The sequence below is a fragment of the Streptomyces sp. NPDC088725 genome, assembly GCF_044751305.1.
Classification (GTDB): domain Bacteria; phylum Actinomycetota; class Actinomycetes; order Streptomycetales; family Streptomycetaceae; genus Streptomyces.
Genome location: NZ_JBIVLO010000012.1, coordinates 73,706 through 97,748, shown reverse-complemented (window position 1 = coordinate 97,748; position 24,043 = coordinate 73,706). Strand labels below are relative to the sequence as shown.

General features: G+C 69.3%; 18 protein-coding genes. 8 read left to right on the top strand and 10 right to left on the bottom strand.

Annotated features, from left to right (window positions below):
• The first annotated feature begins 649 nt into the window (after positions 1–649).
• Positions 650–1,681, top strand: coding sequence for a DMT family transporter (locus ACIP6N_RS26175; protein ID WP_401819437.1), 1,032 nt, complete (start codon positions 650–652; stop codon positions 1,679–1,681).
• On the opposite strand, the gene ACIP6N_RS26170 is transcribed toward ACIP6N_RS26175, so the two are convergent.
• Positions 1,562–2,818 (bottom strand): transglycosylase family protein, encoded by a 1,257-nt coding sequence (locus tag ACIP6N_RS26170; protein ID WP_401819435.1) that lies wholly within the window; start codon positions 2,816–2,818, stop codon positions 1,562–1,564. The two genes, ACIP6N_RS26175 and ACIP6N_RS26170, sit on opposite strands and share 120 nt — an antisense overlap.
• A gap of 236 nt (positions 2,819–3,054) precedes the next feature.
• Here ACIP6N_RS26170 and ACIP6N_RS26165 point away from each other — a divergent pair, with 236 nt between their 5' ends.
• Both ACIP6N_RS26165 and ACIP6N_RS26160 read left to right on the top strand, forming a co-directional pair.
• Positions 3,055–5,499, top strand: a complete 2,445-nt coding sequence (locus ACIP6N_RS26165; protein WP_401819432.1) for a beta-glucosidase — start codon at positions 3,055–3,057, stop codon at positions 5,497–5,499.
• Positions 5,500–5,548: 49 nt separating this feature from the next.
• The gene (locus ACIP6N_RS26160) at positions 5,549–6,721 is read left to right on the top strand and encodes a LacI family DNA-binding transcriptional regulator (RefSeq protein WP_401819431.1); all 1,173 of its coding nucleotides are present in this window, start codon (positions 5,549–5,551) and stop codon (positions 6,719–6,721) included.
• Here ACIP6N_RS26160 and ACIP6N_RS26155 read toward each other — a convergent pair.
• Positions 6,713–8,050 (bottom strand): ROK family protein, encoded by a 1,338-nt coding sequence (locus tag ACIP6N_RS26155; RefSeq protein ID WP_401819429.1) that lies wholly within the window; start codon positions 8,048–8,050, stop codon positions 6,713–6,715. The two genes, ACIP6N_RS26160 and ACIP6N_RS26155, sit on opposite strands and share 9 nt — an antisense overlap.
• Positions 8,051–8,192: 142 nt before the next feature.
• On the opposite strand from ACIP6N_RS26155, the gene ACIP6N_RS26150 reads away from it, so the two are divergent.
• The 4 genes from ACIP6N_RS26150 to ACIP6N_RS26135 are packed head-to-tail and all read left to right on the top strand — an operon-like array spanning position 8,193 to position 12,759.
• The gene (locus ACIP6N_RS26150) at positions 8,193–9,509 is read left to right on the top strand and encodes an ABC transporter substrate-binding protein (protein WP_401819427.1); all 1,317 of its coding nucleotides are present in this window, start codon (positions 8,193–8,195) and stop codon (positions 9,507–9,509) included.
• Between the two features lie 10 nt (positions 9,510–9,519).
• The gene (locus tag ACIP6N_RS26145) at positions 9,520–10,530 is read left to right on the top strand and encodes a carbohydrate ABC transporter permease (RefSeq protein WP_401819426.1); all 1,011 of its coding nucleotides are present in this window, start codon (positions 9,520–9,522) and stop codon (positions 10,528–10,530) included.
• Positions 10,523–11,383, top strand: a complete 861-nt coding sequence (locus tag ACIP6N_RS26140; protein ID WP_401819424.1) for a carbohydrate ABC transporter permease — start codon at positions 10,523–10,525, stop codon at positions 11,381–11,383. Before ACIP6N_RS26145 ends, ACIP6N_RS26140 begins: the two co-directional genes overlap by 8 nt.
• A gap of 20 nt (positions 11,384–11,403) precedes the next feature.
• Positions 11,404–12,759, top strand: coding sequence for a GH1 family beta-glucosidase (locus ACIP6N_RS26135; protein WP_401819422.1), 1,356 nt, complete (start codon positions 11,404–11,406; stop codon positions 12,757–12,759).
• Between the two features lie 125 nt (positions 12,760–12,884).
• Here ACIP6N_RS26135 and ACIP6N_RS26130 read toward each other — a convergent pair whose 3' ends face one another.
• The 8 genes from ACIP6N_RS26130 to ACIP6N_RS26095 form a co-directional block, all read right to left on the bottom strand.
• Positions 12,885–13,814 (bottom strand): PfkB family carbohydrate kinase, encoded by a 930-nt coding sequence (locus tag ACIP6N_RS26130; protein WP_401819419.1) that lies wholly within the window; start codon positions 13,812–13,814, stop codon positions 12,885–12,887.
• A complete protein-coding gene (locus ACIP6N_RS26125) occupies positions 13,811–14,800 on the bottom strand; it encodes a zinc-dependent alcohol dehydrogenase family protein (protein ID WP_401819417.1) in 990 nt (329 codons plus the stop codon). The genes ACIP6N_RS26130 and ACIP6N_RS26125 overlap by 4 nt, the downstream gene beginning before the upstream one ends.
• Positions 14,797–15,696: a carbohydrate ABC transporter permease gene (locus ACIP6N_RS26120; protein ID WP_401819416.1), complete on the bottom strand. Its 900-nt coding sequence runs from the start codon at positions 15,694–15,696 to the stop codon at positions 14,797–14,799. Before ACIP6N_RS26120 ends, ACIP6N_RS26125 begins: the two co-directional genes overlap by 4 nt.
• Positions 15,693–16,676 (bottom strand): carbohydrate ABC transporter permease, encoded by a 984-nt coding sequence (locus ACIP6N_RS26115; RefSeq protein WP_401819414.1) that lies wholly within the window; start codon positions 16,674–16,676, stop codon positions 15,693–15,695. The genes ACIP6N_RS26120 and ACIP6N_RS26115 overlap by 4 nt, the downstream gene beginning before the upstream one ends.
• Entirely contained in the window at positions 16,673–18,034 is a 1,362-nt protein-coding gene (locus tag ACIP6N_RS26110; RefSeq protein ID WP_401819413.1) for an ABC transporter substrate-binding protein, read from the bottom strand. The genes ACIP6N_RS26115 and ACIP6N_RS26110 overlap by 4 nt, the downstream gene beginning before the upstream one ends.
• Positions 18,035–18,142: 108 nt before the next feature.
• Positions 18,143–18,904 carry a DeoR/GlpR family DNA-binding transcription regulator gene (locus ACIP6N_RS26105; RefSeq protein ID WP_401819411.1) on the bottom strand — a complete coding sequence of 254 codons (762 nt, stop codon included), beginning with the start codon at positions 18,902–18,904 and terminating at the stop codon, positions 18,143–18,145.
• Between the two features lie 316 nt (positions 18,905–19,220).
• Positions 19,221–20,969, bottom strand: a complete 1,749-nt coding sequence (locus ACIP6N_RS26100; protein ID WP_401819409.1) for a discoidin domain-containing protein — start codon at positions 20,967–20,969, stop codon at positions 19,221–19,223.
• A gap of 98 nt (positions 20,970–21,067) precedes the next feature.
• On the bottom strand, positions 21,068–22,165 hold the full coding sequence (locus ACIP6N_RS26095; protein ID WP_401819406.1) for a DUF1996 domain-containing protein: 1,098 nt from the start codon (positions 22,163–22,165) through the stop codon (positions 21,068–21,070).
• Between the two features lie 434 nt (positions 22,166–22,599).
• Here ACIP6N_RS26095 and gndA point away from each other — a divergent pair, with 434 nt between their 5' ends.
• Positions 22,600–24,042, top strand: a complete 1,443-nt coding sequence (gene gndA, locus ACIP6N_RS26090) for an NADP-dependent phosphogluconate dehydrogenase (RefSeq protein WP_401819403.1) — start codon at positions 22,600–22,602, stop codon at positions 24,040–24,042.
• The last annotated feature ends 1 nt before the right edge of the window (position 24,043 follow it).

The window sequence follows — 24,043 nt, the reverse complement described above, 5'->3', positions numbered from 1 at the left end:
CGCCGCCGTGCGCCGGCGTGCTGTGGCTGGTGCTGTCGCCGGGTTCCGCGCAGGGGAAGTGTCCGCCACTGCATGATTTACGGCGTGTACAGGCACAGTGGACACCGGGCCAGTGGTGTCCACGCCGCAAAGTCACGCTCTACGTTCTGGACACCACCCCTCCACGGCCCCCTTCCACCCCGCAGCCGTCACCAGGGCCGCGCCGCCGTTCGCCGAGGTGCTGGCGCGGGCCGGGTGTTGTACGTCGCGGGTGCGCTGTTCAGCATGGGATCGCCTTCCGACACGGGCCCGGCAGGGTGTCCGGCACCGCATGACGTACGGCGTGTACAGGCACAGTGGATACCGAACCGATGGTTTCCACGCCGCAAAGTCACGCTCTACGTTCTGCACACCACCCCTCCACGGCCCCCTTCCACCCTCGGACGACCCATCGCATCAGGTCGTGGGGCGGCTGTGGCTGGCAGCCGGACCAGAAGCCCGCCGCCCACACACGTCGGCTCTCCTCGGCGTTGCGGCATGGCGCAACCCGATCTCACACACCAGGATCCTTGGGAGAACATCCGGGCACCCGTGTACTACGAAAGCAGTACTCCGGATTGAGCTCTTCAGAACGACGACGTAACGGTTTTGACGAGAGATCGTGGATGCCATGAGTGCACTTGCGCTGTCCGTACTGCTGTCGCTGGTCTCGGCGGTCGCCTACGCGGCCGCCGCGATCCTTCAGGAGCGCGTCGCCGCGGACACCCCTGACCGTCCTTACGCGCCCTGGCACCACGGTGTGTGGTGGGCCTCCGTGCTGCTCAACGGGCTCGGTGCGCTGCTGCATGTCGCCGCGCTGGCGTTCGGGCCGCTCAGCCTGGTGCAGCCGCTCGGTGCGCTGACGATTGTGTTCGCGCTGCCGATGGCCGCGATCTTCGTGGGGCGCAAGGCCGGGCACACCGCCTGGCGCGGCGCGATCATGGCATCTGTCGGGCTCGCGGGGCTGCTCGCGCTCACCGGTGGCGGCGACTCGCGGTCGTTGGACGGCGGGGAGCGGCTGATCCTCGCTCTGGCCACCTTCGGCGGGGTCGGCCTGCTCTTCCTGGGCGGTCAGTTCGTGCACCGGCCGATCGTGCGGAGTGTGGCCCTGGCCGCGGCGGCAGGTGTGGCCTTCGGTATCGCCTCGGTGTTCACCAAGACCGTGGCGGAGGACTGGACGTCGGCCTCCGCGACCGTTCAGGTGCCCAGTCTGGCGGTCATCGCGGTGCTCGCCGCGACGGGTCTGCTTCTCTCACAGGCGTCCTACCGGGGCGCCGGGCTCGCCGCACCACTGGCCACCGTCACCGTGGTCAATCCGGTGGTGGCGGCGGCCGTGGGCCTCACGCTCTTCGGCGAGGACTTCCGGTACGGGCTGACGGGGACGCTGCTCGCGCTCGGTTCCGGCATCGTGGCGGCGGGCGGGCTGATCCTGCTGACCACCGAACAGCGTGAAACTTCTTCGGCACCTGACGCGGAGTCACGGTCAGAGGACCGTCCGCCGCGCACGGGCGGTCCGCCGCAGGCCATACCCGCCGGACAGGACCTAGACGTGGACGCCCGCCGACCTGAGGTAGGCGAGGGGGTCGATGTCGCTTCCGTAGTCCGGACCCGTACGCATCTCGAAGTGGAGATGCGGGCCCGTGACGTTGCCGGTCGAGCCTGACCGGGCGATTCGCTGACCGCCGCCGACCTTCTGGCCGGCGCGCACGTTGAGCGCCGAGAGGTGCGCGTACTGGCTGTATTTGCCGTCCGCGTGCCGGATGACGATCTGATAGCCGTACGAGCCGCCCCAGCCGGCCGAGACGACCTGGCCCGCTTCGACGGCCTTCACCGATGTGCCGGTGGGGACGAGGAAGTCGACGCCCGTGTGGTAGCCGCTCGACCAGGAGGAGCCCGAGCTGCGGTACGCGGTGCCGATCGCGGCCGATACCGGGGCCGTGACTCCACCGGCGTGCGGCTTCGCCGTGTGGACCGCCGGCTTGGGCTTCGCCGTGTGGGCTGCGGGCTTCGGCTTCTCTGGTGGGGGCTTGGGCTTCGCCGTGTGTTCGGGCTTCGCCGTCTGCGCGGGCTTCTCGGGGTGTGCGGCGGGCTTCTCGGGGTGCGCGGCCGGCTTCGGCTTCTCCGCCTGCTTGGGCGGGGCGGCGGGAGCGGCCTTCGCCGGGGCCTTCACCCGCAGCACCAGCTTCTGCCCGGGGAAGATCAGATCGGGGTCGGCGCCGATGACGCCGCGATTCTCCTCGTACAGCCGCTGCCAGCCGCCCTTGACCGTTTCGTCGACCGCGATCTCGGAGAGCGTGTCCCCGCGGGCCACGGTGTAGCCGTCGCGTCGCGTCGGTACGGAGGTCGGTGACGCGGCCTTCTTCGGAACGGCTTTCTGGTCGATCCGCTGGGTGCGTACGGAGTCGGCGGCGGGCGCGTTCCCGCCGAGTGTCAGTCCGGCGCCGTCCGAACAGGCGGGCCAGGCACCCGGGCCCTGGCCCTTGAGCACCTTTTCCGCGACAGCGATCTGCTGGTCCTTCGTGGCGAGGTCGGCGCGCGAGGCGTATCTCGCGCCGCCGTACGCGTCCCAGGTCGACTGGGTGAACTGGAGCCCGCCGTAATAGCCGTTGCCGGTATTGATCTGCCAGTTGTCCGTGGACTCGCAGGCGGCTACCTTTTCCCAGGCGTCCACCGATGCCCCCTGCGCCACCCCCGCCCCAATGAGCGGTAGCGCCATCCCCGCGCCGCCCGCCGTGACGGTCAGCGATGCGCGGTTGATACGGCTCGGCTGGTATCGGCGGTGGCGACCGTTAGCGGCCATGACTGGCTCCCCCATCGGCAAGTAGGACATGTCGCACTGGGTCAACCTAGAGGGTTGGCGCAGACCTGGACAAGGGGATCCACTACTTTCCGTCGGCCGCCCGGCACGCAGCGCAGCGCCCTCACCCGCCCCGAGCTGCGGCGGAAGTCCCCATTGACAGAGCGGACATTGTCCGGGAAGTCTGTTCAAGAATCGACGGGAGAGCGCTCTCCGTCCGCTGCGCGAAGGGGGCCGGCATGACCGACGACGAGATCGATCATCTGCTGGAGAAGCTGGATCTGCGCCAGAAGACGCGCCTTCTGACCGGCGCGAGCACCTGGAGCACCCACGCCGAGCCTGCCGTCGGGCTCCGCTCCCTCACTCTGTCCGACGGTCCCTCCGGAGTGCGCGGCGACGCCTGGGACGAGCGGAAGACCTCGCTCGTGCTGCCCTCTCCCACCGCGCTCGCCGCGGCCTGGGACGACGAGCTGGTGACCGGACTCGGCGCCCTGCTGGCCTCGGAGGCGCGGCGCAAGGGCGTCGACGTCCTCCTCGCACCCACCCTCAATCTGCACCGGTCCCCGCTGGGCGGGCGGCACTTCGAGTGCTTCTCGGAGGACCCGCTGCTGACCGGGCGTACGGGCGTGGCTCTCATCAGGGGCATCCAGTCCGGTGAAGTGGCCGCCACGGCCAAGCACTTCGTCGGCAACGACGCGGAGACCGACCGGCTCAGGGTCGACGTCCGGATCGATGAACAGACCCTGCACGAGGTGTATCTGGCCCCTTTCGAGGCGGCGGTCGGGGCCGGAGTGCTGGCGGTCATGTCGGCGTACAACAGGGTCGACGGCGTGACGATGACCGCGAGCCCGCTGCTCGCCGAACCACTCAAGGGGGCTTGGCGGTTCGACGGACCGGTCGTCTCCGACTGGGGCGCGGTGCGTTCGCTCCTCGACACCGCGGGCGCGGCACAGGACCTGGCGATGCCCGGTCCCGAGGGCCCCTGGGCCGACGGGCTGCTCGGCGCGGTGGAAGAGGGCCTGATTCAGGAGGAGTTGATCGACGACAAGGTACGCAGGCTGCTGCGGCTCGCCGCCCGGCTGGGCGCTCTCGGTACGCAGCCCCGGACTCCACAGCCGCCCATGTCCCCGGACGCGGAGCGGCGGTTGCTGCGCAGGGCGGTCGCGGCCGGGACGGTTCTGCTGCGCAACGAGGGTGACGTACTGCCACTGGATCCCGCGCGGCTGCGCTCCGTCGCCGTCATCGGCCCGCACGCCACGGCGGTACGGATCCAGGGAGGCGGCAGCGCGGAGGTGTTCCCCGCCTCCGTGGTCTCGCCGCTGGACGGCATCGCGGAGGCGCTGGGGGAACGCGCGGAGGTGACGTATACGCCGGGTCTCGCGCCGTCCTCGCTGCCGCGACCGCTGGACCCCGCGTGGTCCCGGAATCCACGTACCGGCGAACCCGGCGTGCTGGTGCGCCTGCTGGACGCGTCCGGCGCCGAACTCCATTCGGAACACCGGCTTTGCGGCCGGATCGTGGAGCCCGCCCGGGTAGCGGGGGCCGGGACCGTGGAGATCCGCGCTCTCATCCGCCCCCGGGTGGGCGGCAACTGGACGCTGGCGGTGGGCGGTTGGGGTCCGATTTCGCTGTCCGTGGACGGCCGGTGTCTGCTCGACGGCGTCTTTCCGCTGGACTCCGACGATCCGACCCGGGTCCACGTCGCTCCGCCGTACCGTCACGTCCGCGCCGAACTGCGCGCCGGGCACGAGGTGGAGGTGACGGTCAGGCGCGGACTCGCTCCCGGTACGGGCGTCGCGACGATCCTGGCCGCGGCCCCGCCGGCCGGCGACCCGGCGGCGGCGCTGGCGGACGCCGTCGGAGCGGCCCGCGCGGCGGAGGTGGCGGTGGTCGTCGTGGGCACCACGGAGGAGAGCGAGTCGGAGGGGCGCGACCGCGACACACTCGCCCTGCCCGGGGATCAGGACGCGCTGGTGAGCGCGGTCGCCGCGACCAACCCACGTACGGTGGTGATCGTCAACACGGGCGGCCCGGTGGCACTCCCCTGGCGCACGGCCGTACCGGCCCTGCTGCTGGCCTGGTTCCCGGGTCAGGAGGCCGGACACGGCCTGGCGGACGTGCTGTTCGGCCGGGCCGAGCCGGGCGGCAGACTGCCCACGACCTGGCCGGCCGCCGAGAAGGACGTCCCCGTGCTGGACACCCGGCCCACCGCGGGCGTGCTCCGCTACGAGGAGGGTCCGCACATCGGTTACGCGGCCTGGCTGCGCTCGGGCGCCGCACCCGCCCACTGGTTCGGTCACGGTCTGGGCTATACGAGTTGGTCGTACGAGGCGATGGAAGCACCCGCCTCGGTGTACGCGGGCGCCGCCTTCGAGGTACGGGTCCGGCTGCGCAACACCGGTGCCAGGCGCGGGCGCGAGGTCGTCCAGCTCTACCTGGCCCGGCCCGGTTCGGCGGTCGAGCGCCCGGCTCTGCGCCTCGCCGGCCATACGGCCGTCACCGCGGACGCCGGGGAGGAGGCCGTCGCGGTCGTACGCGTGGAGGGGCGGGCCATGGAACACTGGTCGACGCGTTCACACCGCTGGGAGTGTGAACCCGGCCGCTTCACCCTGCTCGGTGGCCGCTCGGCCGGTGATCTGCCGCTCGGCGCTGATGTCATCCTGGAGGTGGCACCGTCGCACTGAGCAGGGCCGACCGTGGAGAGCGCTCTCCCCTGCTGCTATAAATGCGCTCATGACGGAACACCTGCGACCGGCCGGCGGTGCGCCCACCCTGGAGGACGTGGCGAAGGCGGCCGGGGTCTCGCGGGCCACTGTCTCACGGGTCATCAACGGCGTGCGCAATGTCGACCCGGCGATCCAGGAAGCGGTACGGCAGGCTGTCTCCGCCACCGGCTACACGCCCAACCGGGCGGCCCGTTCGCTGGTCACCCGCCGCGCCGACGCGATCGCCCTGGTGGTCTCCGGCGCCGGCGACGATCCGGCGCCCGACGACGCGGCACTTGACGGTCCGGCCGGCACGGAACACCGGGACGACGGGTCGGGAACGGACGACGGGCGCGAGACGGCCACCGGGAGCGGCGACGGCGCGGAGCCCGACGGCGGCAGCGGTTCGTTCACCGCGCGGGTCTTCGCCGACCCGTTCTTCGGACGGGTGGTGACCGGCGTCGTCAACTACCTGCGGCCGCGCGGGATGTATCCGGTCCTGATGTTCGCGGAGACGGCCAGGGCACGCGACGAGGTCGTGTCGTATCTGCGCCAGGGGAACGCCGACGGAGCGCTGGTGGTGTCGACGCACGCCGAGGATCCGCTGCCCGCGCTGATCACGGAGGCGGGGCTGCCCGCGGTGCTCTACGCGCGTCCTTCCCGCCCCGCGCGCATCAGTTACGTGGACCTGGCCCATCAGGACGGCGCGCGGCTGGCCGCGGAACATCTGCTGGCACGGGGCTGCCGCCGGATCGCCACGATCGCAGGGCCGTTCGACCTGCCCGCGGCCCAGGACCGGCTGACCGGCTTCCGCGAGACGATGGCGCTCCGGGGCATTCCCCATGTGCCGGTCGTCGAGGGTGAGTTCACCCAGGAGAGCGGCGAGGCGGCCATGGAGCGGCTGCTCGCGGAACACCCTGATCTGGACGGGGTGTTCGCGGCCAACGACCTGATGGCGGTCGGCGCCTGCCATGTGCTGCGGGAGCGCGGCAGGCGGGTGCCCGAGGACGTGGCCGTCATCGGGTTCGACGACAGCAGCGCGGCCCCCGCCTGCCGGCCGCCGCTGACCACGGTCAGGCAGCCGGTGGAGTCCATGGCCGGGGAGATGGCCCGGCTGCTGATCGACCGGCTCGCGCGGCCGGGCCGGCCCGCCACTTCCGTGATCTTCGAACCGTCGCTGGTGGTACGGGGCTCAGCCTGACGCCTCACCGGCGACCGCGGGGGTACGGGGCCGGCGCCGCGCAGCGGCCGGACCGGCCGGTTCCGCCGGGCCGCCTGTGCCGGAGGCGGGAAGCCGGCTGCCGCCGCGTGCGAGGAACGCCGCGAGCGGCAGGGTGGCCGCGCCCACGGTGACGGCGTCGGGGCCGAGTTCACCCAGGTCGATGGTGGCGCGTTCCGCGGCGTGACTGAGCGCGTAACGCGCCGCGTGCCGGCGGATCGCGGGCAGCAGACGCGGCCCGATGAGCAGGCCCGCCCAGCCGCCGAGGAGGATCCGTTCGGGCAGGAAGAGGTTGATCAGATCGGCGACGGCGGCGCCCAGGCATTCCGCGGTGTCGTCCAGCAGGGAGACCGCCACCGGATCGGGTTCGGGCCCGCCGGGGCCGGGGAAAGCCGCTTCCAGCAAGGCGGCCAGCGCGGTCTCGTCGTCCGCGTCGTCCGGCAGCGGTCCTCCCGCCTCGTGCCAGCGTTCGCGCATCGCCTCGGCGCCCGCGTACGCCTCCAGACAGCCTATGGAGCCGCAGCGGCAGCGGCGGCCGCGCATCTGCACCGTGGTGTGGCCCCATTCGAGGGCGCTGCCCAGGCGGTTGTCGTCGAACGTGGAGCCGTGCATGACGGACGCGCCGACGCCGGACCCGATGAGCGCGATGGCGGCGTCCCGCGCGCCCCGGCCGCCGCCGAACCACATCTCGGCCTGACCGAGCGACAGCGCGCCGTTGTCGATGAACAGCGGTACTTCCGGCGGCACTTCGATCACGGCCCGCAGTAGTTTCTCGAACGGTACGGCGCGCCAGCCGATGGTCTGGCCGTGGACCACGGCGCCCTCGGGGCCACCGCGCTCGATGATGCCGGGCACGCCGATGCCGATGCCGAGCAACCGCCCCGGGTCGGCCCCCGCGTCGCGCAGCACATCGGCGATGCCCGTGCGGACATGGGACACGACGCGTGCCACGTCGTAACCGTGCTGGGCCAGCAGCCTTTCGGTGCGGGCGAGTTCGGTGAGGGAGAGGTCGAACAGTTCGACACGGACGCGGGTCTCGCCGATGTCGATGCCGATGAGCAGGCCGCCGCCGGGCGCGACGCGCAGCAGCGTACGGGGGCGTCCGCCGTCGGAATCGACGACTCCGGCCTCTTCGAGCAGTCCCTCCGCGACGAGTTCGGCGACGACGTTGCTGATAGATCCTGAACTCAGGCCGGTCGCCGGTCCCAACTCCTGGCGGCTGAGCGGGCCGTCGAAATACAACCGTTGCACAACCCTGGCGCGGTTACCCCGCCGCAGGTCACGCACCGTTCTTCTGTTGCGTTCCGACATGATTCTCCTTCCCTGGTCGCAACATACCCCTGTCACAGCCCTTGACGCGACCTTCCCTCACCTCTTAAATCACGTCATAAATTAAGTCATGGAGGCCGTTCGACTCTCGAACGCTGCCACCCCCGGAAAGGGGCCGTCTCACATGCGCACGATCAGAGCCGCAGCAGCAGTCACCATCGTCAGTGCCCTCGCCGCCGTCACCGGGTGCGGCGGTGGTTCCTCGTCGGGCGGCGGGAGCAACGAGTCGCCGAAGACGCTGACGTACTGGGCTTCCAACCAGGGGCCCAACATCGAGGCCGACAAGAAGATCCTCACGCCGGAGCTGGCGAAGTTCCAGAAGGACACGGGCATCAAGGTCAAGCTCGAAGTCGTCCCCTGGTCGGACCTGCTCACCCGGATCCTGGCGGCCACCACCTCGGGTCAGGGTCCCGACGTGCTGAACATCGGCAACACCTGGTCGGCCTCGCTCCAGGCCAGTGGCGCCCTGCTGCCGTGGACCAAGGAGAACTTCGACGCGATCGGCGGCGAGGACCGTTTCGTGGCGTCCGCGGTGGGCTCGGCCGGGGCCGAGGGCAAAGACCCCTCGGCGGTGCCGCTGTACTCGCTGGCGTACGCGCTCTACTACAACAAGAAGATGTTCGCCGACGCGGGCATCTCCAAGCCGCCGGCCACCTGGGACGAACTGATCGCCGACGGCCAGAAGATCCACCAGAAGGACCCGGACAAGTGGGGCCTCGCTGCCGAGGGCAGCAACCTCTCGAACAACATCCACCAGGCGTTCGTCCTCGGCCAGCAGCACGGCGCCGACTTCTTCGACAAGTCCGGCAAGGCGACCTACACGTCGGACGGTGCCGTCGCCGCCGTGAAGCAGTACGTCGACTTCATGGCCAAGGACAAGATCATCGCTCCCGGCAACGCGGAGTACGCCCAGAACCAGTCCCTCACGGACTTCTCCAAGGGCAAGACGGCCATGGTGCTCTGGCAGGCAGCCGCGAGCACCTTCGCCTCCCAGGGCATGAAGCCCTCGGACTGGGGTGTCGCTCCGGTGCCCGTGCCCTCAGGCACTCCCGGTCTCGGCAAGCAGGTCAACTCGATGGTCGCCGGCATCAACATCGCGGTGTTCAACAACACCAAGAACGTCGACGGCGCGAAGAAGTTCGTGAAGTTCATGACGAGCGACGACGAGCAGAAGATCCTCAACAAGAGCTTCGGCGCGATCCCTCCCGTCAAGGCCGCGCAGGCCGACCCGGCGTTCGACGCGCCCGACCTCAAGGTCCTGCGTGACACGCTCGCCACCAGCGCGGCCCCGCTGCCGCAGGTCGCGAACGAGTCGCAGTTCGAGACGACGGTCGGTACGGCGATCAAGAGCCTGTGGGCGGACGCCGCCGCCGGCAAGCCGGTGACCACCGAGTCCGTCAAGGCAGCCCTGACCAAGGCCCAGCAGCAAATGACGCAGTGAGGCTCCTCCCATGACCGCCACAGTGACACCTCCCAGTGCGCACGAGGCAGGCGGCAAGGGAAGTACGGGCAGTGGGGATGCGCGCGGACGACGTCTGCCGCGCGTCCCCGACCGTATCCGCCAAGGCGGTCTGCCCTACCTTCTGCTTCTGCCCGCCGTCGTCTTCGAACTGCTCATCCACCTGATCCCGATGATCATCGGTATCTGGGTGAGCTTCCGCCAGCTCACCCAGTTCTTCATCAGGAACTGGGGCCAGGCCCCGTCGGCGGGGCTCGGCAACTACAAAGTCGCCGTCGACTTCGACGCCCCGATCGGCCAGGCACTGCTCCACTCGTTCCTGGTGACCTGTGCCTTCACCGTGCTGTCCGTCGGTCTCTCGTGGGTGTTCGGCACCGCGGCGGCGGTCATGCTCCAGGACCACTTCCGCGGCCGCGGCATACTGCGGACGATCTTCCTCGTCCCGTACGCCCTGCCGGTCTACGCCGCCGTCATCACCTGGGCGTTCATGTTCCAGCACGACAACGGCATGATCAATCACGTCCTGCACGACCAGTTGGGGCTGACCGACGAGCCGTCCTTCTGGCTGATCGGCAACAACAGCTTCATCGCGCTGGTCGTCGTCTCGCTCTGGAAGTCCTGGCCGTTCGCCTTCCTGATGATCATGGCGGCCCTCCAGAACATCCCGCGTGAGCTGTACGAGGCCGCCTCGATCGACGGCGCCGGCATCTGGCAGCAGATCCGCAAGATCACACTGCCGTCGCTGCGTCCGGTCAACCAGGTGCTGGTGCTCGTGCTGTTCCTGTGGACGTTCAACGACTTCAACACGCCGTACGTACTGTTCGGCAAATCGGCGCCGGAGGCGGCCGACCTGATCTCGATCCACATCTACCAGTCGTCGTTCGTGACCTGGAACTTCGGCTCCGGCTCCGCGATGTCCGTGCTCCTGCTGCTCTTCCTGCTGGTGGTCACGACCATCTATCTGCTGCTCACCTCACGCGGAAGGAAGGGCTCGGATGTCTAGCACCAGGTCTCCCATCGCACCACCGCGGTCCTTCCTCTGGACCCGGCGCGTCGTCCTGACGCTGCTCGCGCTCTTCGCCCTGCTGCCGGTCTACGTCATGATCAGCAGTTCGCTGAAGCCGCTCCAGGACGTCACCGGCTCGTTCCAGTGGTTCCCGGAACATCTGACGATCCGTCCGTACTTCGACATCTGGAAGACGGTCCCGCTCGCCAGGTACTTCGGCAACTCCCTGATCGTGGCGGGATCCGCGACGGTGCTCTCGGTGATCATCGCCGTGTTCGCGGCGTACGGAGTGAGCCGCTACCGGTTCCGCGGCAAGCGGGTCTTCACGGTCACGGTGCTCTCCACCCAGATGTTCCCCGGCATCCTCTTCCTGCTGCCGCTGTTCCTCATCTTCGTCAACATCGGGAACAGCACGGGCATCGAGCTGTACGGGTCGCGTGTCGGACTGATCCTCACCTATCTGACGTTCTCGCTGCCCTTCTCCATCTGGATGCTGATCGGCTACTTCGACTCCATCCCGAGGGACCTGGACGAGGCCGCCAAGGTGGACGGCTGCGGGGCGCTCGGCGCGCTCTTCCGGGTGGTGGTGCCCGCCGCGATTCCCGGCATCGTCGCCGTCGCCGTCTACGCGTTCATGACGGCGTGGGGCGAGGTCCTGTTCGCCTCCGTCATGACGAACGACACCACCCGCACACTCGCCGTCGGTCTCCAGGGCTATTCCACCCTGAACGACGTGTACTGGAACCAGATCATGGCCGCTTCGCTGGTGGTCAGCGTGCCGGTCGTCGTCGGGTTCCTTCTCCTCCAGCGCTATCTTGTCGCCGGCCTGACGGCGGGCGCCGTCAAGTGACCGATTCAGAAAGGCAGTCCGTGAACGACCTCAACGCACTCCCCGCCGATTTCACCTGGGGCGTCGCCACCGCCGCTTACCAGATCGAGGGAGCCGTGGCTGAGGACGGCCGTACCCCTTCGATCTGGGACACGTTCTCGCACCTGCCCGGCACCATCGACAACGGCGACAACGGCGACGTCGCCTGCGACCACTACCACCGCGTGCCCGAGGACATCGGGCTGATGAAGCGGCTCGGGGTCGACGCCTACCGCTTCTCGCTGGCCTGGCCGCGCATCGTGCCGGACGGGAACGGCCAGGTGAACAAGGCCGGACTCGCCTTCTACGACCGGCTGGTGGACGGGCTGCTCGAAGCCGGCATCACCCCGTTCGCCACGCTCTACCACTGGGACCTGCCGCAGGCGTCCCAGGACCGGGGCGGCTGGCCGGTCCGCGAGACCGCCGAGCACTTCGCCGCGTACGCCGCCGTCGTCGCCGAGCGCCTGGGCGACCGGGTCAAGGACTGGGCGACGCTGAACGAGCCGCTGTGCTCGGCGTGGATCGGGCATCTGGAGGGCAGCATGGCGCCGGGGGTCAAGGACCTCACCGCCGCGGTACGCGCCTCGTTCCACCTCCACCTCGGGCACGGCCTGGCGGTCCAGGCGATCCGCGCGGCGTCCTCGGACGCCCGTATCGGCATCGTCAACAACCTCAGCCCGATCCTGCCCGCCAGTGACAGCGAGGCCGACCGCGCCGCCGCCGTCCGGGCCGACGGGCACACCAACCGCTGGTGGCTGGACCCGATCCACGGCCGCGGCTACCCGCAGGACATGCTCGACGTGTACGGCGTGGAGCTGCCGGCTCGCCCCGGCGACCTGGAGACCATCGCCGCGCCGCTGGACTGGCTGGGGCTGAACTACTACTTCCGCCAGTTCGTACGGGACGACCCGACGGGACCGGCCCCGTACGCCAAGCAGGTCGAGGTGCCCGGTGCCCGCCACACCCACATGGGCTGGGAGGTCAACGCTGACGGTCTGGAAGAGCTGTTGCTGCGGCTGACCCGGGAGTACGGCGCGCGGCGCGTCTTCGTCACGGAGAACGGATCCGCCTACCCCGACGCGGTACGCGCGGACGGCTCGGTCGACGACCCGGAGCGCACCCGCTACCTGGAGGAGCACCTCGCGGCCTGCGCGCGCGCCGTCGAGAAGGGCGCGCCGCTCGCCGGGTACTTCGCCTGGTCGCTGCTGGACAACTTCGAGTGGGCGTACGGCTACGACAAGCGGTTCGGCCTGGTCCATGTGGACTACGAGACGCAGCGCCGCACCGTCAAGACCAGCGGTCACCGGTACGCGGAGATCATCCGCTCCCGGCCGGGACGCGACGGAAAGGCCGCCTGACCCGGGCGCCGCGGTTCCGGGCTGCGCGGCCAGGCACCGCGATTCCGGTACCCGTACGCACGGGAGCCACCGTCCTGTCCGAGTAGGGCGGTGGCTCCCGCGCGCGGACGAACCGCGGTCCTGGATCAGCCGCGTACGGGCACCGAGGGTTCCGTACCCGACTGGGTGACCACGGAGGCGGCCACCTCGGAGGCGTAGCCGAGCATGTCCGCCACGCGCTCGCGCGGCAGCCGAGCGGCGCCGCCGTCGCGGTGTGCTCCGCTGGTGCTGAGCCAGCTGAGCACCCCGGCCATGAACGCGTCACCGGCCCCGATCGTGTTGACCACGGGGACGCGGAGGGCGGGAACGGACACCGGCTCCTCGGAGCCGGCGGTGTAGGCGGTGCTGCCCGCCGCGCCCCGGGTGAGCACCACGAGCCGGCCCTCCCGGGCCAGTTCGCGGCACGTCGCCTCGGGGTCGGCGTCCGGCCACAGCCGGGCCAGGTCCTCGTCGCTGGCCTTGACGACCTGCGCCAGCGAGCACAGTTCGCGGAGCCTGGCCGCGCCCCGGTCGGCGTCGAGCGTGCGGTCCTCGCGGACGTTGGGGTCCACCACGAGCACGGAGCGCTCCGCGCCCGCGCGCGCGGTGGCCAGTACGGCCGCCGCCGCCGGCTCGACGACCGCGGTCAGGCCGCCCACGTACACCGCGCCGAACCGGTCCACCTCGGCGCTGCGGTCCTCCAGGCGGAAGGTGGCCGTGTCCGCCAGGTGGAAGTGGTAGCTGGTCCCGTCGGGACCCGGGTCGGCGATCGCCAGCGCGGTGGGCAGCGGTGAGCGTGCGCACAGGCCGAGTTCCGCACCCGCCGAGACGAGCCGTTCCTCGATCGAACGGGCGAAACCGTCGCCGCCCAGGGCCCCCGCGTACCAGCTCGGCGTACCGAGCCTGGCGAGGCCGGCCGCGACATTGGCCGGTGCGCCGCCGGGCTGCGCCAGGTGGGTCCCCGGCCGGTCCGGGGCAGGCACCAGGTCGATCAGTGCCTCCCCCATGACCAGCACGGCGCCGGATCCTTCGGTCACGGCTCGACCACGATCTTGCGGCCCTGGCCCGCCTTGAACTTCTCGATGGCGTCGGGGTACTGCTCCAGCGGCAGCCGGTCGCTGATGAAGACCGAGGGGTCCAGCACACCGGTGGCGAAGAGCGCGGCGGCGCGCTCGTAGCTGTGCAGCACCGCCATGGAGCCGGTGATGGTGATTTCCTGGTTGTAGATCTTGTACGGCTCGATCACCGCGGTCGTCGCGTAGTCGGAGACGCCGAACTGGAGGAACGTACCGCCCTTGGCGACCCGGCCGATGCCGTCCTGGATGGCCCTGGCGTTGCCGGTGGCGTCGATGACGATGTCCCAGCCGCGCCGTGTCTCCAGCTCGTCCGCCGAGGCGGCGGAGCGTGAGCAGCCGAGCTTGGAGGCGGTCGTCAGCCGCTCCGGGTTGACGTCCAGCATGTCGACGGACGCGGCGCCGGTGCGCTTGGCCAGCTCCAGCATCATCAGGCCCATGGTGCCGGACCCGTAGATCAGGACCTGGGCGCCGAGAGTGCTGCTCAGTACGTCGTACCCGCGCACGGCGCAGGACAGCGGCTCGATCAGCGCCGCGTCCTTCACGTCGATGTGGTCGGGCAGCTTGACGCAGTTCGCGACGGGCGCGACGGCGAACTCGGCCGCCCCGCCCGGCTTGCTGACGCCGATCGCGTTCCACCGCTCGCACAGGTTGCCGCGGCCGATGCGGCAGTAGTGGCACTCGTGGCAGTACAGCGACGGGTCGACGGCGACCTTGTCGCCGATGGCCAGCTCGGTGACATCGGCACCGAGTTCCACGATCTCACCGGCGAACTCGTGGCCGGGGATGATCGGCAGGGTGGGCGCGAACTCGCCCTGGAGGATGTGCAGATCGGTACCGCACAGTCCGCATGCCGCGACTCGTACGACCACGTCCCGGGGACCGGGGGTGGGGTCGGGAACCGTCGTCACCGATACCTTGCCGACGGACTCGACGATCGCAGCCCTCATTTCACAGCTCCAAGAGAAAGGCCCTGGACCAGCTTGTCCTGGGCGGCGAAGCCGGCGGCGAGCACCGGCAGGGACACGACGACGGACGCGGCGCACAGCTGGGCGAGGAAGAGGCCCTGGCTGGTCACGAACGACGTCAGGAACACCGGAGCCGTCTGCGCCGTCACGCCGGTGAGCACCCGGGCGAAGAGCAGTTCGTTCCAGCTGAAGATGAAGCAGATCAGCGCGGTGGCCGCGATACCGGGGGCGGCGACGGGCGCGACCACCCGGGCGAGGACGGTCGGCAGCTTGGCGCCGTCGACCTGCGCGGCCTCGATGATGGAGACCGGCACGTCCGCGAGGAAGGACTGCATCATCCAGACCGCGATCGGCAGGTTCATCGAGGTGTAGAGGATGACGAGCAGCCAGATGTTGTCCAGCATGCCGACGTTCTTCGCGAAGAGGTACACCGGCAGCAGTCCGGCGACGACCGGCAGCATCTTCGTGGAGAGGAAGAAGAACATCGCGTCCGTCCACTTCTCCACCCGCTTGATGGAGAGGGAGTACGCCGCCGGGAGCGCGAGCACCAGCACGAACAGCGTCGAGAACAGCGACGCGGTCAGGGAGTTGATCAGCGGCGGCCAGGGGCTCGCGCCGCTGCCCGAACCGAAGAACGACCGGTAGCTGTCGAGGGTCAGCGGCGCCATGAGCGACGGCGGGTTGGTCGCCGCGTCGGGCTCCGAGTGGAAGGAGGTCAGCAGCATCCAGATCGCCGGCACGCAGAAGAGGATGCCGACAACCCAGGCCAGCAGGCCGATTCCTGCGGCGCGCCGCCTCTCCCGCTTTTCGGCGGGGGCCGCACGGCGGGCGGAAGGTGCGGGTGCTGCCGGGGCGTCGGTAGCGGTGAGGGTGCTCATGCGCGGCCTGCCTCCTCACTGAAGAGGGACGAGACCACACGCAGGGCGAAGGTCGCGATCACGATGGTGCCGATCACGACGACAACTCCCGCGGCGGACGCCAGTCCGTATTCGTGAGCCTGATAGAAGGTCTGGTAGACGGTGTACGGGAGGTTGGCGGTGCCGAGTCCTCCCGCGGTGATGGTGAACACCGCGTCGAAGTTCTGCACGATGTAGATCGAGCCGAGCAGGATGCCCAGTTCCAGGTAGCGGCGCAGGTGCGGCAGCGTCAGGAAGCCGAACATCTGCCAGGCGTTGGCACCGTCGAGGCGCGCGGCCTCCATCATGTCCGGCGGCCTGCTCTGCAGTCCGGCGAGCAGGATGAGCATCATGAACGGCGTCCACTGCCAGACGAGGGCGGCCTCGACCGCGAGCAGCGGCATGTCGGAGATCCAGTCGGGCTGGGCCGGGCTGGAGTCGCCGAACAGTCCGGTGACCCAGGCCCACGCCCCGTTCAGCAAACCGTACTCGGGGTTGTAGAGCACGTGCTTCCACAGCAGCGCCGCCGAGACGGGCACCAGCAGGAACGGTGTGATGAGCAGCGTGCGTACGAGGCCGCGGCCGATGAACTTCTGGTCGAGCAGCAGCGCGAGGGCGAGTCCGAGCACCACACTGACGACCACCACGGTCGCGGTGAGCAGCACGGTGGTGAACACCGACTCACGCAGGTCCGCGTCGCTGAACACGGAGGCGTAGTTGGAGAGCCCGTTGAACGCCCGCTTGTCGGGGGCGAGCGAGTTCCAGTCGAAGAGCGAGATGAACAGCGTGGCCACGAAGGGCAGCTGGGTGACCGCGATGAGGAAGATCAGCGCGGGCATGAGGGGGGCGCGGGTGGCCCACTTACGGGCCCTGAGGGACGGCCCCCGGCCGTCGCGTCGTGGCGCCGTGGGGGGCGACGCGTCGGCCGGGGACACTGGCGGAGTGCTGACGGAGGTGCTCACTTCTGCTCCTTGCCGACCTTCTCGGCGAGCGCCTGCGAGGCCTTGAGGGCCTCATCGACCGACTGCTTGCCGGCGATGGCCGAGCTGATCTCCTGCGAGACCTTGGTGCCCAGGTCGGTGAATTCCGGGATGTCGACGAACTGGATGCCGATGGTGGGGCGCGGCTGGGTGCCCGGGTTCTTCGGGTTGGCGCTGGAGATGGCCTGCTTGGTGACGTCGGCGAACGCGGCCGCGTCCTTCAGGTAGTCCTTGTTCTCGTAGGTCGAAGCGCGCTTGCCCGCGGGGACGTTGGACCAGCCGGCCTTGGCGCCGACCAGCTCCTCGTACTTCTGGCTGGACGCCCAGGAGATGAACTTCCAGGCGCTCTCCGTCTTGGTGGAGGCCTTCTGCATGCCCCAGGCCCAGGTGTAGAGCCAGCCGGAGCTGTCCGTCTTGTCGACGGGCGCGGGCACGTAGCCGACCTTGCCCTTGACCGGGGAACCGGTGCCCTCCAGCGATCCGGCGCCGGAGGTGGCGTCGTACCACATGGCCGTCTTGCTCTGCGTCATGCCGTTCAGGCACTCGGCGAAGCCGGACTGCGGAGCGCCCGACTCACCGTGCTTGCGCACCAGGTCGACGTAGAACTGCGTGGCCTTCTTGAACTCGGGGGTGTCGAGCTTCGCGTTCCAGTCCTTGTCGAACCAGGTGCCGCCCATCGTGTTGACCACGGTGGTCAGCGGCGCGATGACCTCGCCCCAGCCGGGCAGACCGCGCAGGCAGATGCCCTTCATACCGGGCTTGGCGCCGTCCACCTTGGCGGCCAGGTCCGCGACCTGCTGCCAGGTGGGCTTATCCGGCATCGTCAGCTTCTTCTCGGCGAAGACGTCCTTGCGGTACATGAGGAAGGACGACTCGCCGTAGAACGGCTCACCGTAGAGCTTGCCGTCGGCGGCGGTGAGGGATTCCTGGAGCGGCTTGAGTATGTCGCCCTGGTTGAACGCCTTGTCCTTGGCGACGTAGTCGTCGAGGGAGTGCAGCCAGCCGTTCTTCGCGTAGAACGGCACCTCGAAGTTGCTGATGGTGGCGACGTCGTACTGACCGGCCTGGTTGGAGAAGTCCTGGGTGATCTTGTCGCGGACGTCGTTCTCCGGCAGGACCGTGAAGTTCACCTTGATGCCGGTGTCCTTCGTGAAGTTGGCCGCGGTGAGCTTCTGCAACTCGACCATCTGCGGGTTGTTCACCATGAGGACGTTGAGCGTGTCGTCACCCCCGCCGGAGGAGGAGGCACCGCCTGCGCCGCTGCATCCCGCGAGGAGGGCCGTCAGGGCCGCGCCGGCTCCCACACGCACGTACAGGCCACGTCGTCGTAGCTGAGGCATGAGTTCTCTCCTGATCATGTGTTGCGAAGGTTTCCTGAGACGTGCCGGTCCGTTCCCCGGCCGTCTCGGCGAGGTTCGGTGAGCACAGGACTGGGGGGTGGGGCGTTTTCAGACGCGGATGACCTGGGGTCCGAGGAGCGAGTAACGCTGCGCTTCGGCCGAGGGCAGACCCGCGTCGGTGACGATGGCCTCGAAGTCACCGACTTCGGCGAAGCGGCAGAAGCTCACCGCGCCGAACTTGGTGTGTATTCCGGCGAAGACCCGGCGGCGCGCGCTGCGCACGGCCTGGGCCTTCACCTCGCTGACGGCCGGATCGGGGGTGGTGAGGCCGTATTCACGAGAGATGCCGTTGGCTCCGACGTACGCCAGGTCGATGACGAATTCGGAGAGCATACGCGTGGTCCAGTGGTCGACGGTGGCCATCGTGGAGCCGCGCACGCGGCCGCCGAGGAGCAGGACCGCGATCTTCTCCGCGTCGGCGAGTGTGGTCGCGACGGCGAGGGACGCGGTGACCACGGTCAGGGAGCGGTCCCGGGGCAGTGCCTCGGCGACCAGCTGGGGAGTGAAGCCCTCGTCGACGAAGACGGTTTCCGCGTCGCCGAGAAGATCGGCCGCGGCCGCCCCGATCCTGGACTTCTGGGGGACGAGCCGGGTCGTCCGTACCGCGAGGGTGGTCTCGAACCCGGCGCTCTCCACCGGGTAGGCACCGCCGTGGGTACGTCGTACAAGACCGTGCTCCTCCAGGACGTGCAGGTCACGCCGGACGGTCTCCTTGGCCACCGTGAGCTTTCCGGCCAGCGCGGTTACTTCCACTGACCCGTCACGTCGGGCGATCTCAAGGATTTCTCTTCGGCGTTCGTCCGTGTCCACGACACACACTTCCCTGCTTCACTGCGACTGAGCACCCGTTCGGGCTCATGCGTCGTTTTTACAAGCAAGAGACCCACTGCCACCAGGCTCTTCGCTGCATCTCCTGTGCCCGTTCATGCCCGCTTCACGCCAGGAAGTTTCGCAGGTCAGGGAATTGAGGCGCGTAGATGTCAGACAGCCCACAGTCCGTTTGGGCATGACTGAGGCCCGTTCGGAGTCCGATGCGGTCCGCGCGATGGCGCGAAACGGAGCCCGAACGGCTGAACGGCGACCCCCGGATGTCTCCGTGGGCCGCCGCGGCGGATGCTCGTACGGATCAGCTGTATACGCCGAACTCGTAGAGCGAATAGCCCCAAGGAGTGCCCCGCACAGTCGAGTTCACTCTCAGGTAGCGGGCGCTGCCGGTGACCGCGAGGTCATCGATCCCGCCGTTTCCGTCGGTGACCGTTTGCACGGTGGTCCAGTCCTGCCCGTTGTCGGAGGCCTGCAGTGTGTAGCCCTTGGCGTAGGCGGCCTCCCAAGCGAGCTGGACGTGACGGAACGACGTCTTGTTACCCAAGTCGACCTGGATCCACTCGTTGTCGTTCCAGTCGCTCGCCCATCGGGTGTCGAACGAGCCGTCGAACGCCTTGTCAGCGGTGCAGGGGCAGCCGTCACCGGTGGGCTGGGACGTGGACGACGTGGCGGCCTTGCCCCGGGCGATGTTGGTTCCGTCGACCGGCGGCGGCACGGTCCTGAACGACTTGGTCTCGATACCGACATTGCCCTTGCCGTCCGAGGCCTTGACGTAGACCTTCCACACACCGAGCTGGTCGGGAGCGGTCACCTTGAAGGTTCCGTTGCCCTCGTCGGTGAAGTGAGTGTCGGTCAACTGACTGGAATCGTCTATGTACTTGCTGCCCAGAAGTACCTGGTATGTGACCGCATCGCCGTCCGGGTCGGCGACCGAGGTGTGTACGGTCAGCTCACGGCCGGCCGGAACCGCCGACGCTCCGTCGACCGTCATCGAGGAGATCACCGGCGGGGTGTTGTCCCGCGAAGTGTCGCCACCGTAGGCCTTCTTGACGGCGTAGTAGGAAAGCCGCTTCTGGCCGGCGGGCAGCAGGTTGAACCAGACACCGCCGAAGTCGTACTCGGTGCCGTAGTGGAAGAGGGTGGCGCCGAGCGCGACTCCCCGGTGTCCGGTGATGCATCCCCAGGCCTTGGTGTATCCGGCCGCCTTCGCGGTGTCCGCGGGCTCGTCCGGCACACCGTTCGCGTCGTTCGGCACCTCCCACTCACCGGCGGGCCCGCCCTCGGTGACGATGTAGGGCTTGGTGTAGCCGCCCGCCTCCCAGGTCTGCTGGATGTTGCACACGTCGCCGTAGGAGTTCACGGCGTACAGATCGAGGTCGGGCGCGTTGCGCTTGTAGTACGGCCAGGCTCCGGTCCAGGCGTCCGTGGAGGTCACGGGGTGGTTGGGGTCGACGGCGTGGATCTTCCGCGCGATCTCGTTGACGAACGACGTGTACGCGTCGCGCTGCTGCTCCAGCGCGTCCCCGCTGTAGCAGTTCTGCAGTCCGAGGACGGACTCGTTGCCGACGTTCCACATCAGGACACCGGGGTTGTCCTTGTAGGTGTCGACCCACTTGGGGAATTCGGCGAGCATGTCGTTCTTGTACGTGGTGTCGGTGAGGTAGTTGGTGCAGCCGCCGCTGCCGGGACCGCCGCCGGGCTGGAGCCAGAAACCCGCGATGACCTTGACCCCGTTGGCGGCCGCCGCGTCGAAGAGCGGCTTGCTGGTGGCGTCGGTGCCCCAGGTGCGTACGGTGTTGACGCCCATCGACTTGACGTCGGGCATGTACTGCGCGGCGTCCGCCGCGGCCGGGCCCCAGGTCAGGCCCTTGACCTGGTAGGGCGCGCCGTCGACGGTCAGTTGCCAGTCACCCTGCGATCCGGTGACCTTGACGACGCTGCCCGCCGCCTGTGCCGCCGGGGCCGGCAGGGCCACGGCGCAGGCGGCGAGCAGGCCGGCGACGGCGAGCCGCGCCACGCCGGGCCGGTTTCTCCACGCTGGTCTGTACATGGGGGTGGTGTTCTCCTCACGGGTGGGGGGAGGTGCGGGATTGGGAGAGCGCTCTCCCGTATGGGCGCGGTGCGCCCATACGGGAATCGCGCGTCAGGTCAGGGCAGTTCGTAGTTCTCGTCGAGCGCCGCGCCCGCGTCCGGGTTGGCCTGGTCGTAGCCGCGGGCGTCGCACTGGAGGCCTTCGACGACGCAGTGCTGCACGAGCGCGTTCAGGGTGGCGTCGTCCCAGGCGTTGAAGAAGTCGTAGTGGAAGGTGTGTCCCGCGCCGCTGGCCAGTCTGAGCTGAGACGTGTCGCCGTTGACCGGCCAGGCCATCTTGAACTCGATCATCGGCAGGGCCACCGGGTGGTCGGCCGGGCAGACGTCCTGGTTGGCACCCTGAGCCACCGGATAGGCCATGTGAGCCTGGTGGTTCGGGGTGTCGAGGTACTTTCCGTCCCAGCAACTGGGCGCCTGGAAGCGGAGGTTGAGCTGAACGTCCTGACCGGTCGGGCAGGACGCCGGGAACTCGGTGTTGAAGTACGACTCACCGCACTCCCAGCCCTCGACGAAGCCCGGGTGGTTGCGGAACTCGTCGGCCGACTGCATCGGACTGCCGACCAGGAAGCGCAGCCCCTTGGGGAACGGCCGCACCGAACGGTAGTCGGTGACACCCGACTTGTAGTAGATGGTCTGCGGCCCGACCGGGCGGACCTCGGTGTCACCCTTGTACAGCGTCGGCATCCAGTACCCGGACTTGTCGCCCGGCGCCTTGCACGTCGTGGTGCCGCTGTCCAGCGAGGCCGTCGTGCTCGACGCGTTGGTCGTCTCGTTGCCGATGAAGCTGTGGTTGTGCGACGCGCCCGCCTGGCCGGGGAACACGATCGGGTCGTCGGGCGCGGCGTGGTTCACCGAGCAGTTCGCCTGGAACTCGTGGAAGTAACGGTGCGGTGGGATCTCGGCGGACGGCACCACGCCGGTCACCGGCGGGTTCGCCGGTATGTACCCGTCGCCGTCCGGGTCGTCGCCGAACGGTACGGGTGCGGCCGCGGCCATCTGATGACCCATGTGGGCAGCGGCGGCCGGCGCGGGCGCCGTCCGTTCGGTGGCGGTCGCGGTGTCCGGGATCGCGGTGAGCCCGAAGGCCACCAGGGCCAGTGCGCTCGCGACGAGTAACGCGGACACCAGGATGGAACTGCGGAATCTTTTCGCCATGCGGACCTCCGTGCCGCTCTTCGTCCGCACACGCAGGGTGTGCGCCGGGGGGAGAGTGGAGCTGGACGGTGCACCGGGGAGAGTCGCGCCCGCACTCGGCGAACGACCGGAAATAGCCGGGATCACTATGGGAGAGCGCTCTCCGAAGCGGTGCCAGTGTTACGCCGCCGCTGAGAGGGTGTCAATAGTTCGTGAACGATCCCGAGTCGGCGCCGGGCCTTCCGTCCGGCCGGACACGGCGAAGACCTCGCAACCGGACACGGTCGAAGACTCGCGCTCGACGGGCGGACACGGCACGATGCGAGGGCCCGGGATGACAAGATCCTCCGGGCTGTTTGACTGTGAAGAACGGCCGCGACCGGCGGCGCGTGCCCCTGTGCGGGGGTCACGGCCGGCGGAACCGGTACATCCGACGGACAATCAGGAGCGCACGCATGAGTGGTACCGCCCAGATCGGCGTCACAGGGCTCGCGGTGATGGGGCGCAACCTCGCCCGTAACTTCGCCCGCAACGGGCTCACGGTCGCCGTGCACAACCGGACGGCGGCGAAGACCCGTGCTCTGGTGGACGAGTTCGGCGACGAAGGCACTTTCGTCGCGGCGGAGTCCGCCGAGGACTTCGTCGCGGCGCTGGAGCGGCCGCGCCGTCTCGTCATCATGGTGAAGGCGGGCGAGCCGACCGACGCCGTGATCGAGGAGTTCGCGCCGCTGCTGGAGGAGGGCGACGTCATCATCGACGGCGGCAACGCCCACTTCGCCGACACCCGCCGCCGCGAGAAGGAACTGCGCGAGCGCGGCATCCACTTCGTCGGCGTGGGCATCTCGGGCGGCGAGGAAGGCGCGCTGCACGGCCCGAGCATCATGCCGGGCGGCTCGGCCGAGTCGTACACGTCGCTCGGTCCGCTGCTGGAGAAGATCGCGGCGAAGGCTCCCGACGGCGCGCGCACCGTCGCGCACATCGGCCCGGACGGCGCCGGTCACTTCGTGAAGATGGTGCACAACGGCATCGAGTACGCCGACATGCAGCTGATCGCCGAGGCGTACCACCTGCTGCGGTCGGTCGCCGGCTACTCCCCCGCGAAGATCGCGGAGACCTTCAAGACCTGGAACACCGGCAGGCTCGACTCGTATCTGATCGAGATCACCGCCGAGGTACTCGCCCATACGGATGAGGCGACCGGCAAGCCGTTCGTCGACATCGTCACCGACCAGGCGGAGCAGAAGGGCACCGGACGCTGGACCGTGCAGATCGCCCTCGATCTGGGTGTGCCGGTCTCCGGCATCGCCGAGGCGGTCTTCGCGCGCTCGCTGTCCGGACACGCCGGGCTCCGCGAGGCCTCGCAGTCGCTGCCGGGCCCGCGGGCGACGCCGCTGGGCGAGGCCGAGGCGGCGCGTTTCGCGGACCAGGTGGAGCAGGCGCTCTACGCGTCCAAGATCGTCTCGTACACGCAGGGCTTCCACCAGATCCAGGCGGGCAGCGAGGAGTACGGCTGGGACATCGACCTCGGTGCGGTCGCGGCGATCTGGCGGGCGGGCTGCATCATCAGGGCCGCGTTCCTCGACCGGATCCGCGAGGCGTTCGACGCGCGGAGCGACCTGCCGAGCCTGCTGTCCGACAAGACGTTCGCCGAGGAGATCGGCGCGGCGCAGGACGACTGGCGCGCGGTGGTCGCCGCCGCCGTGCACCAGGGTGTCCCGACTCCGGGCTTCGCCGCGGCGCTGTCGTACTACGACGCGCTGCGCGCCGAGCGGCTGCCCGCCGCACTCACGCAGGGGCAGCGCGACTTCTTCGGCGCGCACACCTATCGCCGTACCGACCGTGAGGGCTCGTTCCACACCCTCTGGGGCGGCGACCGTTCCGAGGTGTCCGGCGGCTGAT

Excerpts from the sequence above, each read along its gene's own strand:
- ACIP6N_RS26175 (WP_401819437.1), top strand. The coding sequence starts at position 650 with ATGAGTGCACTTGCGCTGTCCGTACTGCTGTCGCTGGTCTCGGCGGTC.
- ACIP6N_RS26170 (WP_401819435.1), bottom strand. The coding sequence starts at position 2,818 with ATGGCCGCTAACGGTCGCCACCGCCGATACCAGCCGAGCCGTATCAAC.
- ACIP6N_RS26165 (WP_401819432.1), top strand. The coding sequence starts at position 3,055 with ATGACCGACGACGAGATCGATCATCTGCTGGAGAAGCTGGATCTGCGC.
- ACIP6N_RS26160 (WP_401819431.1), top strand. The coding sequence starts at position 5,549 with ATGACGGAACACCTGCGACCGGCCGGCGGTGCGCCCACCCTGGAGGAC.
- ACIP6N_RS26155 (WP_401819429.1), bottom strand. The coding sequence starts at position 8,050 with ATGTCGGAACGCAACAGAAGAACGGTGCGTGACCTGCGGCGGGGTAAC.
- ACIP6N_RS26150 (WP_401819427.1), top strand. The coding sequence starts at position 8,193 with ATGCGCACGATCAGAGCCGCAGCAGCAGTCACCATCGTCAGTGCCCTC.
- ACIP6N_RS26145 (WP_401819426.1), top strand. The coding sequence starts at position 9,520 with ATGACCGCCACAGTGACACCTCCCAGTGCGCACGAGGCAGGCGGCAAG.
- ACIP6N_RS26140 (WP_401819424.1), top strand. The coding sequence starts at position 10,523 with ATGTCTAGCACCAGGTCTCCCATCGCACCACCGCGGTCCTTCCTCTGG.
- ACIP6N_RS26125 (WP_401819417.1), bottom strand. The coding sequence starts at position 14,800 with ATGAGGGCTGCGATCGTCGAGTCCGTCGGCAAGGTATCGGTGACGACG.
- ACIP6N_RS26120 (WP_401819416.1), bottom strand. The coding sequence starts at position 15,696 with ATGAGCACCCTCACCGCTACCGACGCCCCGGCAGCACCCGCACCTTCC.
- ACIP6N_RS26110 (WP_401819413.1), bottom strand. The coding sequence starts at position 18,034 with ATGCCTCAGCTACGACGACGTGGCCTGTACGTGCGTGTGGGAGCCGGC.
- ACIP6N_RS26100 (WP_401819409.1), bottom strand. The coding sequence starts at position 20,969 with ATGTACAGACCAGCGTGGAGAAACCGGCCCGGCGTGGCGCGGCTCGCC.
- ACIP6N_RS26095 (WP_401819406.1), bottom strand. The coding sequence starts at position 22,165 with ATGGCGAAAAGATTCCGCAGTTCCATCCTGGTGTCCGCGTTACTCGTC.
- gndA (WP_401819403.1), top strand. The coding sequence starts at position 22,600 with ATGAGTGGTACCGCCCAGATCGGCGTCACAGGGCTCGCGGTGATGGGG.